This is a genomic window from Metabacillus sediminilitoris (genome assembly GCF_009720625.1).
Classification (GTDB): Bacteria; Bacillota; Bacilli; order Bacillales; family Bacillaceae; genus Metabacillus; species Metabacillus sediminilitoris.
In genome coordinates this window covers 4,528,005-4,543,641 of record NZ_CP046266.1, presented here as the reverse complement: position 1 = coordinate 4,543,641, position 15,637 = coordinate 4,528,005, and the positions used below count along the sequence as shown (strand labels likewise).

General features: G+C 34.8%; 12 protein-coding genes and 2 riboswitches. Of the genes, 8 read left to right on the top strand and 4 right to left on the bottom strand.

Annotated features, from left to right (window positions below; all coding sequences use genetic code 11):
• From GMB29_RS21920 to cysI, 7 genes are all read left to right on the top strand, one after another.
• Positions 1 to 558 (top strand): DUF5381 family protein, encoded by a 558-nt coding sequence (locus GMB29_RS21920; RefSeq protein WP_227551402.1) that lies wholly within the window; start codon positions 1 to 3, stop codon positions 556 to 558.
• A 222-nt stretch (positions 559 to 780) separates the two neighbouring features.
• A complete protein-coding gene (gene htpG, locus GMB29_RS21915) occupies positions 781 to 2,661 on the top strand; it encodes a molecular chaperone HtpG (RefSeq protein ID WP_136357317.1) in 1,881 nt (626 codons plus the stop codon).
• 262 nt (positions 2,662 to 2,923) lie between these two features.
• Positions 2,924 to 3,685 carry a GTP cyclohydrolase II gene (locus GMB29_RS21910; RefSeq protein ID WP_136357315.1) on the top strand — a complete coding sequence of 254 codons (762 nt, stop codon included), beginning with the start codon at positions 2,924 to 2,926 and terminating at the stop codon, positions 3,683 to 3,685.
• 266 nt (positions 3,686 to 3,951) lie between these two features.
• Positions 3,952 to 4,743, top strand: coding sequence for a histidinol-phosphatase HisJ family protein (locus GMB29_RS21905; RefSeq protein ID WP_136357313.1), 792 nt, complete (start codon positions 3,952 to 3,954; stop codon positions 4,741 to 4,743).
• Between the two features lie 118 nt (positions 4,744 to 4,861).
• On the top strand, positions 4,862 to 6,244 hold the full coding sequence (locus GMB29_RS21900) for an L-cystine transporter (protein ID WP_136357310.1): 1,383 nt from the start codon (positions 4,862 to 4,864) through the stop codon (positions 6,242 to 6,244).
• 289 nt (positions 6,245 to 6,533) lie between these two features.
• Positions 6,534 to 8,354, top strand: coding sequence for an assimilatory sulfite reductase (NADPH) flavoprotein subunit (locus tag GMB29_RS21895; protein WP_136357309.1), 1,821 nt, complete (start codon positions 6,534 to 6,536; stop codon positions 8,352 to 8,354).
• Positions 8,355 to 8,383: 29 nt separating this feature from the next.
• Positions 8,384 to 10,102 (top strand): assimilatory sulfite reductase (NADPH) hemoprotein subunit, encoded by a 1,719-nt coding sequence (gene cysI, locus GMB29_RS21890; protein ID WP_136357306.1) that lies wholly within the window; start codon positions 8,384 to 8,386, stop codon positions 10,100 to 10,102.
• 629 nt (positions 10,103 to 10,731) lie between these two features.
• Here the strand turns inward: cysI and GMB29_RS21885 are convergent.
• Entirely contained in the window at positions 10,732 to 10,899 is a 168-nt protein-coding gene (locus GMB29_RS21885) for a hypothetical protein (protein ID WP_155443932.1), read from the bottom strand.
• A 12-nt stretch (positions 10,900 to 10,911) separates the two neighbouring features.
• A riboswitch (SAM riboswitch) is annotated at positions 10,912 to 11,017 on the bottom strand.
• A gap of 286 nt (positions 11,018 to 11,303) precedes the next feature.
• On the opposite strand from GMB29_RS21885, the gene GMB29_RS21880 reads away from it, so the two are divergent.
• Entirely contained in the window at positions 11,304 to 11,753 is a 450-nt protein-coding gene (locus tag GMB29_RS21880) for an SRPBCC family protein (protein WP_136357304.1), read from the top strand.
• Between the two features lie 178 nt (positions 11,754 to 11,931).
• On the opposite strand, the gene GMB29_RS21875 is transcribed toward GMB29_RS21880, so the two are convergent.
• The 3 genes from GMB29_RS21875 to GMB29_RS21865 all read right to left on the bottom strand — a co-directional run bounded on the left by GMB29_RS21875 (position 11,932) and on the right by GMB29_RS21865 (position 15,471).
• Positions 11,932 to 12,132, bottom strand: a complete 201-nt coding sequence (locus tag GMB29_RS21875; RefSeq protein WP_136357302.1) for a cold-shock protein — start codon at positions 12,130 to 12,132, stop codon at positions 11,932 to 11,934.
• Positions 12,133 to 12,393: 261 nt separating this feature from the next.
• Positions 12,394 to 13,587, bottom strand: a complete 1,194-nt coding sequence (locus GMB29_RS21870; RefSeq protein WP_136357300.1) for a nucleoside transporter C-terminal domain-containing protein — start codon at positions 13,585 to 13,587, stop codon at positions 12,394 to 12,396.
• A 141-nt stretch (positions 13,588 to 13,728) separates the two neighbouring features.
• Positions 13,729 to 13,835: riboswitch (purine riboswitch) on the bottom strand.
• Positions 13,836 to 14,316: 481 nt separating this feature from the next.
• Positions 14,317 to 15,471 carry a M20 family metallopeptidase gene (locus GMB29_RS21865; protein WP_136357298.1) on the bottom strand — a complete coding sequence of 385 codons (1,155 nt, stop codon included), beginning with the start codon at positions 15,469 to 15,471 and terminating at the stop codon, positions 14,317 to 14,319.
• Between the last annotated feature and the right edge of the window lie 166 nt (positions 15,472 to 15,637).

The following is a 15,637-nucleotide window of genomic DNA, read 5'->3' as shown; positions in this document are numbered from 1 at the left end:
TTGGTAAATGCTAAGCAAGAAAATAATGTGATAAAAATAAAAGGTTCAAAGTTTATGTACGGATGGATGGCTTCATTTGTTTTAGGGGGATTAATAGGCTGTTTCTTCTTACTTATAGAAGGTTTTTCTTTCGAATCTAAATATTCATTTGTTTATATTTTTGGGGGGATCGTTTTTTTTCCTATTTTTCTTTATTTAACACTTTGGTCCCTGCCCGGATTTATTCCAGGGAAAACATTATTAACAATTTCAGATGATGGAAATGGTAAAATTATTACAAAAAAAGGAACAGTTTTTATTGAAAATATCCGTAATATCGATTTAATTAGAAATCCCCTAAACTTAATCAATGATATTGTCATCGAAACCTTCGATAACAAAAAAATAAAAATTCGTACATATAATTTACTTGATGATCTTGATTATCAGGTGATAGTTGATAAATATATTTTTCCCAATATGACGGAAAATGCAAGAAAAGTGTGGGATCGTAAAGTAAATTTAGCTTTACTACTAAAGGAAGTAAAGTATGAACGTCAAGAGCATAAAATAGATTAAAACGATGTTCTAACATATTGATCGATCAGGCGCATTCTTAATAGAATTGCGCCTAATTCATGTGTCCAAAACAAAATGATTATCAAAAAAAATGTATCGTAAAATATTGACACAAAAATAAGGATATGATATTTAAAATTATGTATATATTAGCACTCAACAGGGGAGAGTGCTAAAATTAGATAAGCTACCTTTATTAATATTTCGAAAGGAGAGGTTAATATGGCAAAAAAAGAGTTTAAAGCCGAGTCTAAACGATTATTAGAAATGATGATTAACTCCATCTATTCACAACGTGAGGTATTTTTAAGGGAGTTAATATCAAATGCAAGTGATGCGATTGATAAAATTTATTATAAAGCATTAACAGATGATGCGTTAACATTTGACAAGGATAGCTATTACATAAAAGTATCTGCTGATAAAGAAAACAGAACATTAACAATCACAGATACTGGAATCGGCATGTCGAAAGAAGAGCTTGAAACAAATCTTGGAACGATAGCTAAGAGCGGCTCACTAGCATTCAAAACTGAAAATGAATTGAAAGATGGGCATGATATTATTGGTCAGTTCGGTGTTGGTTTTTATGCAGCATTTATGGTTGCTGATGTTGTCACTGTTATTAGTAAAGCATTAGGTAGTGATGAGGCCTATAAGTGGGAATCAACAGGTGCAGATGGATACACAATTGAGGCAATTGAGAAAGATACAGTAGGTTCTGAAATCATTTTAAAAATCAAAGAGAACACCGAAGATGAAAGCTATGATGAGTTTTTAGAAGAATATCGTTTAAAAGCAATCATCAAAAAATACTCCGACTTCATTCGCTACCCAATTAAGATGGATGTATCTGGTCAAAGACCGAAAGAGGGCAGTGAAAATGAATTAGAGGAATACAAGGAAGAACAAACGATCAATAGTATGGTTCCAATTTGGAGAAAGAATAAAAGTGAGCTTACTCCTGAAGACTACGAGAAATTTTATAATGAAAAACATTACGGTTTTGATAAGCCGCTTAAACATATCCACATTAGTGTTGATGGTACGATCAGATATAATGCCATTTTATATATTCCAGAAAAAACTCCTTTTGACTATTATTCAAAGGAATTTGAAAAAGGCTTGGAGTTATATTCAAATGGCGTATTAATCATGAATAAATGTGCTGATCTCCTTCCTGACTATTTCAGTTTTGTGAAGGGAATGGTTGACTCAGAAGATTTATCCCTTAATATTTCCAGAGAAATGCTGCAGCATGATCGCCAATTGAAACTTATCGCTAAAAATATAAATAAAAAAATCAAAAACGAATTGCAAAGCTTATTAAAAAATGAAAGAGATAAATATGAAGAGTTCTATAAATCCTTTGGAAGACAGTTAAAATACGGGGTATATAGTGATTTTGGAAGTAATAAAGAGGTCTTACAGGATTTAATCATGTTCTATTCGTCAAAAGAGAAGAAAATGGTTACCTTAGATGAATATGTAGCAAGAATGCCTGAGGATCAAAAATATATTTACTATGCTACAGGCGAATCTTATGAAAGAATTGAAAAGCTTCCACAAACTGAGTTAGTAACTGATAAAGGCTTTGAAATTTTATACTTTACTGAAGATATTGATGAATTTGCAATTAAAATGATCATGACATATAAAGAAAAAGAATTTAAATCTGTATCTAGTGGGGACTTAGGAATTGAGGCAGATGACAATGAAACAAGTACTTCTAAGGAAGACAGTGAAAACAAAGAGCTTTTTGACTATATGAAAACAATCCTTGGGGATAAAGTAAAGGATGTAAGGGTATCCAAACGATTGAAAACTCATCCAGTTTGTTTAGCAACAGAAGGTGAAGTAACAATCGAAATGGAAAAAATTCTGAGCGCAATGCCTGATAACCAAAATATTAAGGCTGATAAAATTTTAGAAATTAACGTGAATCATCATGTTTTCCAATCATTAAAAGACTCATTTGCAAATGATAAAGAAAAGGTTTCTTTGTACACAAATCTACTGTACAATCAGGCACTTCTAATTGAAGGATTACCGATAAATGACCCTGTTGAATTTACAAATAATATTTGTAAAGTTATGGTCTGATCTAAATGAAACATGAGCCCTACACATATAAGTGTAGGGCTTAATCTATTTTTTGTTCGGATCCTTTTAGATGTGTTCTTATAAAGGGTAGAGAAGTGTACTTCTGGTAAGTGAATAAGTAGAAGGAAATTTGTCACCCATTCTAACAATAATCGATTCATAATAGTATGGATTGGGTACAATAATAATTATTCAATAAGTATAAAACGATATGGGGAAAAGTCATACATAAAATATTTGGGTTCTTCAGGAGGTAGATTGAATGATCAATCATAAAGTGACGTCAATATTACACGATAAAATTAACATAATCAAAAGTGATGATAAATCTATATATTTAGTGGGACCGATAAATTTACCTGTTAATTTAGATGGAGAAACAACAAAGTTTCAATGGTATTGCTGGTTGCGCTGCGAGAATATGTCAGGACATTTTTGTGAGGATGGCTCATATAACACCGAAAAAATAATTGAAACTTTGGCTTCTTCCAATTTAGCAGAAATGCAGCAATCAAGTGTGCTTGTATATGGAGATTTTCAAAATTCTAATGACGCTCTCATCCGTATGCACAGTATTTGTCATACAGGCGATATTTTTGGGAGTAAACGCTGTGATTGTGGTTTTCAACTAAAACAAGCAATGAAGATGATTGTGACTCATGGCTCAGGAGCGTTATTTTATTTAGCAAATCATGAAGGTAGAGGCATTGGTTTATTCAGTAAAGCAATGGCATATGTCTTACAAGAAGAAGGTTTAGACACGGTGGAAGCAAATTTAGAGCTTGGGTTTGTAGACGATGCACGCAACTATGATGATGCTATAAAGGTGTTAAAAACACTGCGCTCGAATCCTGTCACACTAATAACAAACAACCCGAGAAAATTAGAAGCGTTAGAAAAATCAGGTGCAAATCTTTCAGGCCGAGTACAATTATGGGGCGATATCTCCGAATATAATAAAAAATATTTAGAAACAAAAGTCGTTCGTTCAGGGCATTTAAGAACAGAAAAATCGGATGAATGATCGTTTATTAATAGGTTGGAAAAACATCTAATCTTAGTGAAAAAAAGTCCTTCATTGCTGTTATGAAGGACTTTTCTTATACAAATTTAGTATTATAGACCTTCATCGATGCCTTTTTGAATTCCTGTCCCTAATTGAATCCCATATTAGAGCCTTAAAATCCTATTGAACAGTTTATATAATTATATAGTAGAAAAATATCTTATTTAAAACGGATTGTTGATATAATTAGATGTGAAAATAGGGAAAAGGAAGGCTCAGCAAATATGTATTTAATGGATTATCATCATCATACAAATCATTCATTTGATTCAAAGGCAATTATGAGAGAAGTTTGTAAAGAAGCAATAAATAAAGGTTTGAATGAAATATGTTTCACAGAGCATTTTTCTCTTAATCCTGTTGTCCCTACATATGGTCATATGGATTTTGAAAAATACTTTCAAGATATTAAGGAATGCAGAGATCAATTCGAGAGCCAATTAATCGTAAAAGCTGGTATAGAAATTTGCGAGCCTCATCAACTTATAAATGAATACACCCAAGCGTTTAAATCACTTGATTTGGATTTTATTTTAGGTTCTGTACATAATATTAATAATGATAAACTGAGAATCTTTCTTGGGAATAAGTCGAATCTTATTGCTTATCGGGAATATTTCACTGAAGTATATAATATGGTAAGTCAAGCAGATATTGATGTTATTGCTCATCTGGATTTGTTAAAACGATATGCGATTCAGACAGTTGGAAATTTCAAATTTCATGAAGTTAAAGATCTGATAGAGTCTATTTTAACAAAAGCGATTGAGAGAAATATTGGTATAGAAATAAATACCTCAGGTCTAAGAGGGAAATTAAATGAATCGCTTCCATCCATTCATGTTATTAAGCTATATAAAGAATTGGGTGGTGAAATCTTAACGATAGGTTCTGATTCTCATACAGTTGAAACTGTCGGGTCTCATCTATTTGAAGCGATTGAGATGGCAAAGGAATGCGGTTTTAAGTACATGTTTAAGTATGAAAAAAGAAATCCGATTGCTGTTAAATTATAAAAGAAAGAATTAAGATATTTTTAATTCGAGAAAAAGAGTAATTCCAACTTGACTGATTGGAATAATTGTAATATAGTTTGTTTTGTTATTTAAATATATTATAAAAAGGGAGATTATGATGAACACCATTCTTATTATTGTTAACATCATTATTTTTTTATTACTTATAATGGGTTTGTTCATGATGCAGAAAAAACATGTTTCATTTTCTAAACGTATTTTTACTGCATTAGGTTTAGGGCTAGTATTTGGTGTAATTATACAATTAATCTACGGAGCAACTTCCGAAGTAACGATAGGTACGATAGATTGGTTTACAATTGTAGGTAGCGGTTATGTAAAACTATTACAAATGATTGTCATGCCACTTGTATTCGTTTCAATTGTTGGTGCATTTACTAAGTTAAAATTAACCAAAAATATTGGGAAAATTAGTTTTCTTGTTATTGGAATTCTTCTTGGTACAACAGCTATTTCTGCTGCAGTTGGAATCGGATCAGCATTAGGTTTTGGTCTTGATGGTATTCAATTAACACAAGGTGATGCTGAAGCAACTCGTAATATGGAATTAGAAGAAAAAGTTGTTACTGTACAGGATGTCACGATTCCTCAACAAATTCTTCAATTAATTCCAAGTAATCCGTTCTTAGATTTAACTGGTGCTCGTCCAACATCTACAATTGCTGTTGTTATATTTGCAGCCTTTGTTGGAATGGCATTCCTCGGAGTAAAGCGTAAGGATCCAGAACATGGAGAATTTTTTGCGAAAATTATCGATACGTTATATGCAATTACAATGAGAATCGTTACCCTTGTTCTACGATTAACACCATACGGTATTTTTGCGTTAATAACAAAGGTTACAGCAACAAGTGATTATGTAGCGATTGCAAAATTAGGTAAATTTGTCATTGCATCATATGTTGCATTAATTGTGATGTTTATTGTTCATCTTATCTTGTTATCTCTTGCTAAACTCAGTCCTGTTAGATATGTGAAAAAAGCTATGCCAACATTAACATTTGCTTTTACATCACGTTCAAGTGCAGGTACATTGCCTTTAACAATTAAAACACAAACGAAGGATTTTGGTGTATCTGAAGGAATTGCAAACTTTGCAGGCTCATTTGGACTATCAATCGGTCAAAATGGCTGTGCGGGAATATACCCGGCAATGTTAGCTGTAATGGTTGCACCGGCTGTTGGTATTAATCCAACAAGTCCAGCTTTCATTATTACACTTATCATAGTAGTTGCAATTAGTTCATTTGGTGTCGCTGGAGTTGGTGGTGGTGCTACATTTGCTGCGCTTATCGTCTTATCAGTGATGAACCTTCCAATTGAAATTGCTGCCCTCGTTATTTCAGTTGAGCCACTAATCGACATGGGACGCACAGCATTGAACGTAAGTGGTGCTATGGTATCTGGTGTACTAACTGGAAAAGCAACAGGTGAATTAGATAAAGAAGTTTACAAGCAACAACAAATCGTTGAAGCATAAAATGATATAGAAGACATTCATTGTCTTTGAACCCTGTGGAAATCAAATACTACAGGGTTTTTTGTAATGAAAAATTCTTTATATAAACACTGCCAATTATGAAAAAAATGAAGCGGGTGGAAATAATATGCTTGAGAAATACTTAAAACCTACTTGACTTATAGGAATAGTGAAGCTATCATAAAATTAAAATTTTTCATAAAAGTGAATAGTAAGAATTGTTGAAACATGTCATTATATGTATCATATTGTTTATAAGGTTTATATTTCTATGTGAGGTGGATAATCGTTGCAACTTCAGGTATTGAACAGTCCGTTTAATCAGGAGCAAGCAGAGCTCCTTAATCAACTATTGCCAACTTTAACAGAATCACAAAAAGTCTGGCTAAGCGGTTTTTTGGCTGCTTCCCAAACTGTTTCTGTTACAGCTACATCAGATGCACCATCAGCAGGACTTCCTGCTAACAACACTGCAAATCCAATTTCAAAAGAAGTAACAATTCTGTTCGGGTCACAGACTGGTAATGCACAAAGCTTAGCTGGAAAGGCAGCTAAGACACTTGAAGGTCAAGGTTTTCAAGTTACTGTATCGTCAATGAGTGATTTCAAGCCAAACAATTTGAAGAAAGTCAAAAACCTTCTAATTGTTGTTAGTACACATGGTGAAGGTGATCCGCCGGATAACGCATTGTCATTCCATGAGTTCCTACATGGAAAACGTGCACCAAAGCTTGAAGATTTTCGTTTTTCTGTGTTATCACTTGGAGACAGTTCGTATGAATTTTTCTGTCAAACTGGTAAAGACTTTGATAAACGACTTGAAGAGCTTGGAGGCACACGCCTTTATCAGCGCGTAGATTGTGATCTTGATTTTGATGAGCCGGCTTCAGAATGGATCGAAGGAGTTTTAGGCGGTTTTAGTGAAGCACATGGTGGAAGTGCAGCCATTGCACAAGCTGTTACAACACAAGCAATTGAATCTGAATATTCGCGAACAAATCCGTTTAAAGCTGAGGTACTTGAGAATATTAATTTGAATGGCCGTGGTTCAAATAAAGAAACGCGCCATCTTGAAATATCGCTTGAGGGATCAGGTCTCACATATCAACCAGGAGACAGCCTCGGTATTTATCCTGAGAATGACCCAGAACTTGTTGATATACTTTTAGAAGAATTAAAATTAGAATCAACAGAAAATGTAACAATCAACAAGCAAGGAGATGTTCGTCCGCTTAAAGAAGCACTCATTTCCAATTTTGAAATAACGAATTTAACAAAGCCCCTTCTTGAACAGGCGGCAAAACTAATCAAAAATGAGGAATTACAAGAGCTTTTATCGCCGGGCAATGAAGCAAAAGTAAAAGCATATTTAGAAGGTCGCGATTTACTTGATTTAGTCCGCGATTTTGGTCCATGGAATGTAACTGCACAAGAATTCATATCGATTTTAAGAAAAATGCCTGCCAGACTTTATTCGATTGCAAGCAGCCTAGAAGCAAATCCTGAAGAAGTGCATGTAACAATTGGTGCTGTCCGCTATGATGCACATGGACGTGAAAGAAAAGGTGTATGCTCGATTTTATGTGCAGAACGTTTGCAGCCAGGTGACACACTGCCGGTTTATATTCAGCATAACCAAAACTTTAAACTGCCAGAGAACCCTGATACTCCGATCATTATGGTTGGACCAGGAACAGGAATTGCACCATTTCGTTCCTTTATGCAGGAACGTGAAGAAATAGGTGCTGAAGGTAAATCATGGGTATTCTTCGGTGACCAGCATTTTGTTACGGATTTCCTTTATCAGACAGAATGGCAAAAATGGTTAAAAGATGGCGTGTTATCGAAAATGGATGTAGCATTTTCACGTGATACAGAGGAAAAAGTATATGTGCAGCACCGTATGCTTGAGAATAGCAAAGAATTGTTCCAATGGCTTCAAGAAGGAGCAGTTGTTTACATTTGTGGAGATGAGAAAAACATGGCACATGATGTTCATAACACTCTACTTGACATTATTGAAAAAGAAGGCAGCATGAACCGTGATCAAGCGGTTGAATTTCTTGCTGATATGCAACAACAAAAACGTTACCAACGAGATGTTTACTGATTTTAACTTGAAAGGGGTTTATTCTCAACATGGGGAATGAAATATTAAAAGCGCCAGAAGGCCCTCCAAGCGATGTAGAGCGCATTAAAGAAGAAAGTAACTATTTGCGTGGAACACTTCGTGAATCCATGCTTGACCAAATTAGTGCAGGTATTTCAGATGATGACAACCGTTTAATGAAACACCATGGCAGCTATTTACAAGATGACCGAGACTTACGTAATGAGCGTCAAAAGCAAAAGCTAGAACCTGCGTATCAGTTCATGTTACGTGTTCGTTTACCAGGGGGTGTGGCAACACCAGATCAATGGCTGGTTATGGATGATTTATCACAAAAATACGGTAACAGTACATTAAAACTGACAACACGTATGACATTCCAACTGCACGGTATTTTAAAATGGAATATGAAGAAAACGATTCAGGGCATCCACGCTTCTCTTATGGACACAATTGCTGCTTGTGGTGATGTAAACCGTAATGTGATGTGTAATCCAAACCCTTATCAATCTGATATTCATTTGGAAGTATATGAATGGGCGAAAAAACTAAGTAATGATTTATTACCACGTACAAGAGCCTATCATGAAATTTGGCTTGATGAAGAAAAAGTTGCCAGCACACCTGAAGTAGAAGAAGTTGAACCAATGTACGGCCCGCTTTATTTGCCACGTAAATTTAAGATTGGTATCGCGGTACCGCCATCAAACGATATTGATGTGTATTCGCAAGATCTTGGACTCATTGCGATTGTTGAAGATAACAAACTAATTGGTTTTAATGTGGCAATCGGTGGAGGTATGGGGATGTCTCATGGTGATAAGGCGACATATCCTCAGCTTGCCAAAGTAATCGGCTTCTGTAAGCCAGAGCAGATCTATGACGTTGCGGAAAAAATCATTACGATACAACGCGACTATGGAAATCGATCTGTCCGTAAAAATGCTCGTTTTAAATACACAGTTGATCGTCTAGGTCTTGAAACAGTTGTAACAGAGCTTGAAAACCGTCTTGGCTGGAAACTTGATGAAGCGAAGCAGTTTCATTTTGACAGCAACGGAGATCGTTACGGATGGGTAAAAGGCGTAAAAGGAAAATGGAATTTTACGCTGTTTGTTGAAGGTGGCCGTGTTACTGATTATGATGATTATAAGTTAATGACAGGCTTGCGCGAAATTGCTAAAATTCATACAGGTGATTTCCGTCTGACAGCAAATCAAAACCTAATCATTGCAAATATATCAACACAACAAAAGAAAAAAATTAATGATCTTATCGAACAATACGGTTTAACTGATGGCAATCATTATACTGCACTTCGTCGCAGCTCAATGGCATGTGTTGCCCTGCCAACATGTGGATTAGCGATGGCAGAGGCAGAACGCTATTTACCTACTTTGATTGATAAAATTGATGAGATTATCGATGAAAACGGCTTACGTAATGAAGAAATTACAATCCGTATGACAGGATGTCCAAATGGTTGTGCGCGACACGCGCTTGGTGAAATTGGCTTTATCGGAAAAGCACCAGGAAAATACAATATGTATCTTGGAGCAGCTTTCGATGGCAGCCGTCTAAGTAAAATGTATCGCGAAAATATTGGGGAAGACGAAATCTTAAAAGAGCTGGGAGTCCTTCTGCCTCGCTATGCAAAAGAACGTGAAGCAGGCGAACATTTCGGTGATTTTGTTATCCGTGCTGGAGTCATTAACGCAACAACAGACGGTACGAATTTCCACGAGTAATTGAAGTATGTTTTGAGATAAGAATCATTTTTGTCTCTTTAAAAAGTAAATAGAATTCAAAAAGAAACAGAGGTGACTCAATTTGGGTCACCTCTGTTTCATTTGTACTTATCAATTCTTTTTACACTCCTATCTATTAAACTGAGTACTTAAAAAGATATAACTGCAATGTTTGAAAAAATATTTTCTAAACAGTATGTGATTTTTTAAGAATTGTTTACTAATACTCAGTAATAGAGGTACATTAGACTATTAGTAGATATACAATTGGTTTGGATAAAGAGAATAGCTGACTTGTCTACAGGAGGAGCTAAAGAGTTCTGACATAATATGAACTTTTTATGCGCCTTTTTATTTTACAATCAGAATTTATAACCTAAGGATGATAGTATAAGCCAAGCTTTTCTAATCTTTTTATCTAAATTAAACTGAAGCGAGGGAATGGAAAATGGAATAAATGATGTGTGAAATGAAATGATGTCCTCTATGATGAATATGATGGTTGGAATGAAAGAAAAAGCTTAAAGGATTCATAGATTAATAAATAAAAAAATACCCCTTTTTCAAATTTTTTTTGAAAAAAGGGGTATGTCTTTACTCTGAAAACGCCGATTATCCCGCTATATAGTCTATGAAGTTTGACTTGTAATAAAGCTAATTTGCTCTGTTTTTTTATAATAAATAATCTTGAGATTTTCAATAATTTCTTCTTGCCACAATGGATCTCCGATTTTTCCTGCATAAAGATATAAATCTAAAAAATCATTTACTAATACGTTATCTTCTTGAATGCTCATAAACATTCTCCTTTCTTATCTTCAAAAGCTAAGCTCTTCTGGAATTAGCACCGTACAGGATTAAACTGTGGTTGCTGAGGTTTCTTAGGACCAGTTCCTCCACCTCTCTGGATAAGAGATATTATTTCATACTATATTAATCGGGATAATTGGAATTGTCAATGGATTTGAATGGTTATTTTTGATATTCATCGTTTGATTTATTTGTGTGTATACCCTCAATAAAAAGCTTGTGAAAAGTGTTAGCGGGAAATTTTTTGCACATTAATAAACGAATAAAATCAAAAATAGTAGTTAAATTCTTGATTTATATACATTCCCCATAATTAAATACAACATTCAAAAATATGGTTATAATAGATATAATTAGCATTTTATTAATAAAAATCAGCTGGAGGTAGTAGATGGTAGACGTTATGACAGAAACAAATATTCGATGCTCACTTGACAAAGTGTCAGAATACGCAGCAAATCCTGACAATGCACCTAAGTGGTATGTTAATATTCATTCAGCTGAATGGCAAACACCAAAACCGCTATCAATTGGTTCACGTATTGCTTTTAAGGCAAAATTCTTAGGGCGAGAACTTGCGTATGTATATGAAATTGTCGAATTTATAAAAGGGCAAAAACTTGTCATGAGAACAGCCGATGGGCCATTTCCAATGGAAACTACCTATACATGGGAAGTGATTGAGGACAATTTAACACGAATGACTTTACGAAATAAAGGGAATCCCTCAGGTTTTTCAGCGCTGTTTGCTCCCTTCATGTCGACAATGATGACAAGGGCAAATAAGAAAGACTTACGTAAAATTAAAGAGATACTTGAGACAACATATGGAGAGAAATGATGGATGATAAAGAAAGGATAACAAAACATAAAAGTGTTTTTATTATTGAATATCACAGCCTGTAGAAGACATAAGCATATGTTACAAATAAACAAAATTTACCCCATTCATAATAGAGTGGGGTGTAGTTTTCATTATAAAAAATAAAAAGGACTCTATAATAGAGTCCTTTGATCAATTATGCTTTGTTTACGTTAGTTGCTTGAGGTCCACGTTGACCTTGTTCAACTTCAAACGTTACTTTTTGGCCTTCTTCTAAAGATTTGTATCCTTCGCCTTGGATAGCTGAGAAATGTACGAATACATCATCTCCACCTTCAACTTCAATGAAACCGAAACCTTTATCAGCGTTAAACCATTTTACTGTACCTTGTTGCATGTTTGTTTCCTCCTGTGTGGATATTCCCACAATTTATTACTATAGTTGCTCAATTAGAAATCAAAGGTGAAAAGTTAGTATACTTATTCTTTCCTTACAGACCGAACAAAAATAATTCTTATTTAGCATAACAGATAGCGCATTGTAAAGCAAATGGATAATATTGATTATTTTTTATTATTTTCTTAGGTAAAAAGAGATATTGTTTCATGTGTAAAGAATATTTAAATGATCAGTTCAGCTATTACATCTCATTTATTTTTACCAAACAAATAATCCAACGATCATAGCGCTTAATAGGGAAACAGCCATTCCGCTAACTAATAGCTTCCAAACATTTTTACCGATTACCTCGGAACCTTTTTCACCGAAAATAGAGTTATAAGTTCCATAAATCATGCCAACAGTACTAAAGTTCGCGAATGAGGTCAAGAACGTTACAGCTACCGCAACTGTGTGCGGGTCCAATTCATTTAAATGGTTCTTTAAGTCCATCATCGCCACAAATTCATTTGTTGAGATTTTAATTCCCATTAATGAAGCAACATACATGGCATCTTGACCACCTAAACCAAGCAAGAAAGCAAATGGGCTAAAAATGACACCAAAAATCTTTTCAATTGTCAATCCATTGACTAAGAAACCAAGAATACCGTTCAGGGCACTTGTTAAAGCAACATATCCGATGACCATCGCTAAGATAACGATTACCATGTTCATGCCGACAAGCATACTGTTTGAGATCGTAGAAAAGAAATCTTTACGCTCTTCTTTTGGAGGAACATATACAATGTCTTCGTCTTTGCTAACTTCTACAGGATGTAAAATACTTGCAATCAATAGTGCGTTTAAGCAATTTAACGGGATAGCAGCAAAAACATACTCGGCAGGAACCATCGTCAAATATGCCCCAATAATCGAACCGCTAATACTGCTCATGCTCATAATTCCAAATGTCAATAAGCGGTTGTTCTTAAGAACAACAAGTTGTTGACGGATAACGGCAAGAGCTTCGGTGTTTCCAAGAAACATCATTTGAATTGAGAAAAAGCTCTCTAACTTAGGTAATCCAGAAATTTTCGAAATCACCCAGCCGACTTTATTAATGATCCAAGTCATGATACCGAAATAAGTCAATATATCGAAGAAAGTAACAATGAAAATAATTGGCATTAAGGCGCTAAAGAAGAAATCAACCGTTTCGTTAGCCATTACTGAAGGAAAAACAAACGAGATTCCAGAATTAGCGCATGCTACCAACCAAGTAAAGAAGGAAGCAATCTTATCAATTGTCCATGCTCCTACTGTAGTTGTTAGCATAAACCATGTAATGAGCAATTCAACAATGAATAAACTAAGGATTGACCGCCACTTAACGATTCGTTTTGCAGGCGAGCAAAGGTAGACGAGACCGGTGACAACCAATATTCCGAGGATATTTAATAAAAAGAACATGTATAACAACTCCAGATGAAATTTTACCCAAATAAAAACTCTTATTTCTTCACACCTTCAGCAGCAAGACAGAAAGTATGAAAAAATAAGAGCATGTATGAAAGGGAATGATCAAAGTTTACGATCCCATAAGCTTTTTCTATTTTTTTCACACTTCCTTGTAGTCCGGCATTTAAAAGCGGCTGCCAGGTAGAAACTATCAGACCATTGTAAACTGATATTATACAAGGAAACTAATTTGAGATTTTTTTAGGAATAAAGATTATATTATACTAGTGTTTATCATGAAACAACGTCATTATCCAATGTTGTAAAATTAATATTTATCATAAAATTAGGTTAATTTCTATCCATTTTTACTCATAGGTTACAAAGATGTTTATCATTATTGTAATATTTTAAAATGACGGGAATGTATGAAAGAGCAAAATTCATTATGGTGTAAGTGGGTTAAAGACGATTACACATAACAAATACCCCCTCTCTAAAAGGATAATAGGGTAATTTTACATGTTTTTAGAAGGCTCTTTTCAAAGAGATTGTTGCTTTTAAAATGAAAACTATATAAAGTTGATTGGAGCAGATTGCGAGACTCCTGCATAGAGCAGCGGGACAGGTGAGACTCATGCAGGCGTTTACGCCGAGGAGGCACACCGCCCGACTTGGTAAATAGTACAAAGTTTGCAAAAACAGCCTTTTAGAAAGTAGCTTTATTCTCTATTTAGTTACTTATTGTTTTGCGCGGCTTAAGCGTTCAATTGTTAAAGCAAGTAAAGCTGTTCGTTTAGAAAGAGAGCTTAAATCTACGTACTCATTTGTTTCACTATGAGAAAACTCACCAAGCGGTCCCATTCCATCGACAGTTGGAATTCCTTCTGTTGAAGTATAGGATGCATCCGAACCACCTCCTGAACTCACTTCACGAATCGACATCCCCAATTCTTCCCCTACAGATCGAATAATGTGAAGTAGCTCTTCTGTACCTTCAACCTTCTCCATTGGGGGTCTATCGATTTTTCCGCTAAGCTTTGTTTCTGTTCCTGAAACATATTCTTCATGAGCAATTTCGTTTATTTTACTTGTTATTTCTTCTGCTTGTTTCATATTTTTTACCCTTACATCCACATGAGCCGTAGCATTGGAAGGAATTGTATTGGTTGAAATCCCACCCTCAATTAAGCCGACATTAACAGATAATCCTGTCTCGTAATCGTTTAATTTTTGGAGTTTAATAATCTTATGGGCAAGTTCCTCTATAGCACTCCTGCCGCTCTCCGGTTCAACACCTGCATGGGCACTTTTACCTTTTACTTCGAAAACAAAACATCCAACTCCTTTTCTTTCCGTAACAATGCCATCATTTGGTCGTCCAGATTCAACAACAAGTGAATAGTCCTTTTGCTTAGCTGCTTCTTTTATAATGGCTTTTGAGGTAGGGGAACCAATTTCTTCATCACTATTAAAAATAATATGAACATTTTTATAAGCATCCGAACCGCTTGCTTTTAAAGCTTTTAATGCAAAGAGAACGGCAACATGGCTTGCTTTTTCATCACTCACACCTGGTCCATATGCCTTATTGCCAATGACTTTATAAGGTCTTTTTTTAACCTCGCCTGCTGGAAAAACGGTATCCATATGGGCAATAATGATTATTTTCGGTTGACTGTCATGATCGTGCATGATTTCAAGATGGTTTCCATATTTGGATTCCCGATGAACCTTTACATTCATGCCAAGGTCTTCAAACTGTTTTCGAATCAGTGTACCAACTTTATCTACTCCTTCTTTATGAAAAGAACCGCTATCAATGTTCACTAATTGTTCTAATAAGCTCTTCATTTCTGGTAGTCTGCTTTCAAGGTACGTTTCTACATTATTCATTCAAAATACCTCCTATTGATCATAATTGTTCCATTCCTCAAACATCTATCTTTCAAACGTTAATTTTTAATAGCCTAATTTTAGAACAATTCCTGATTTTACTATTCATGTGGTTACAGACTACGTTTTTTAAAAAAATCATATAAAATCAATGTACATTTTTAAT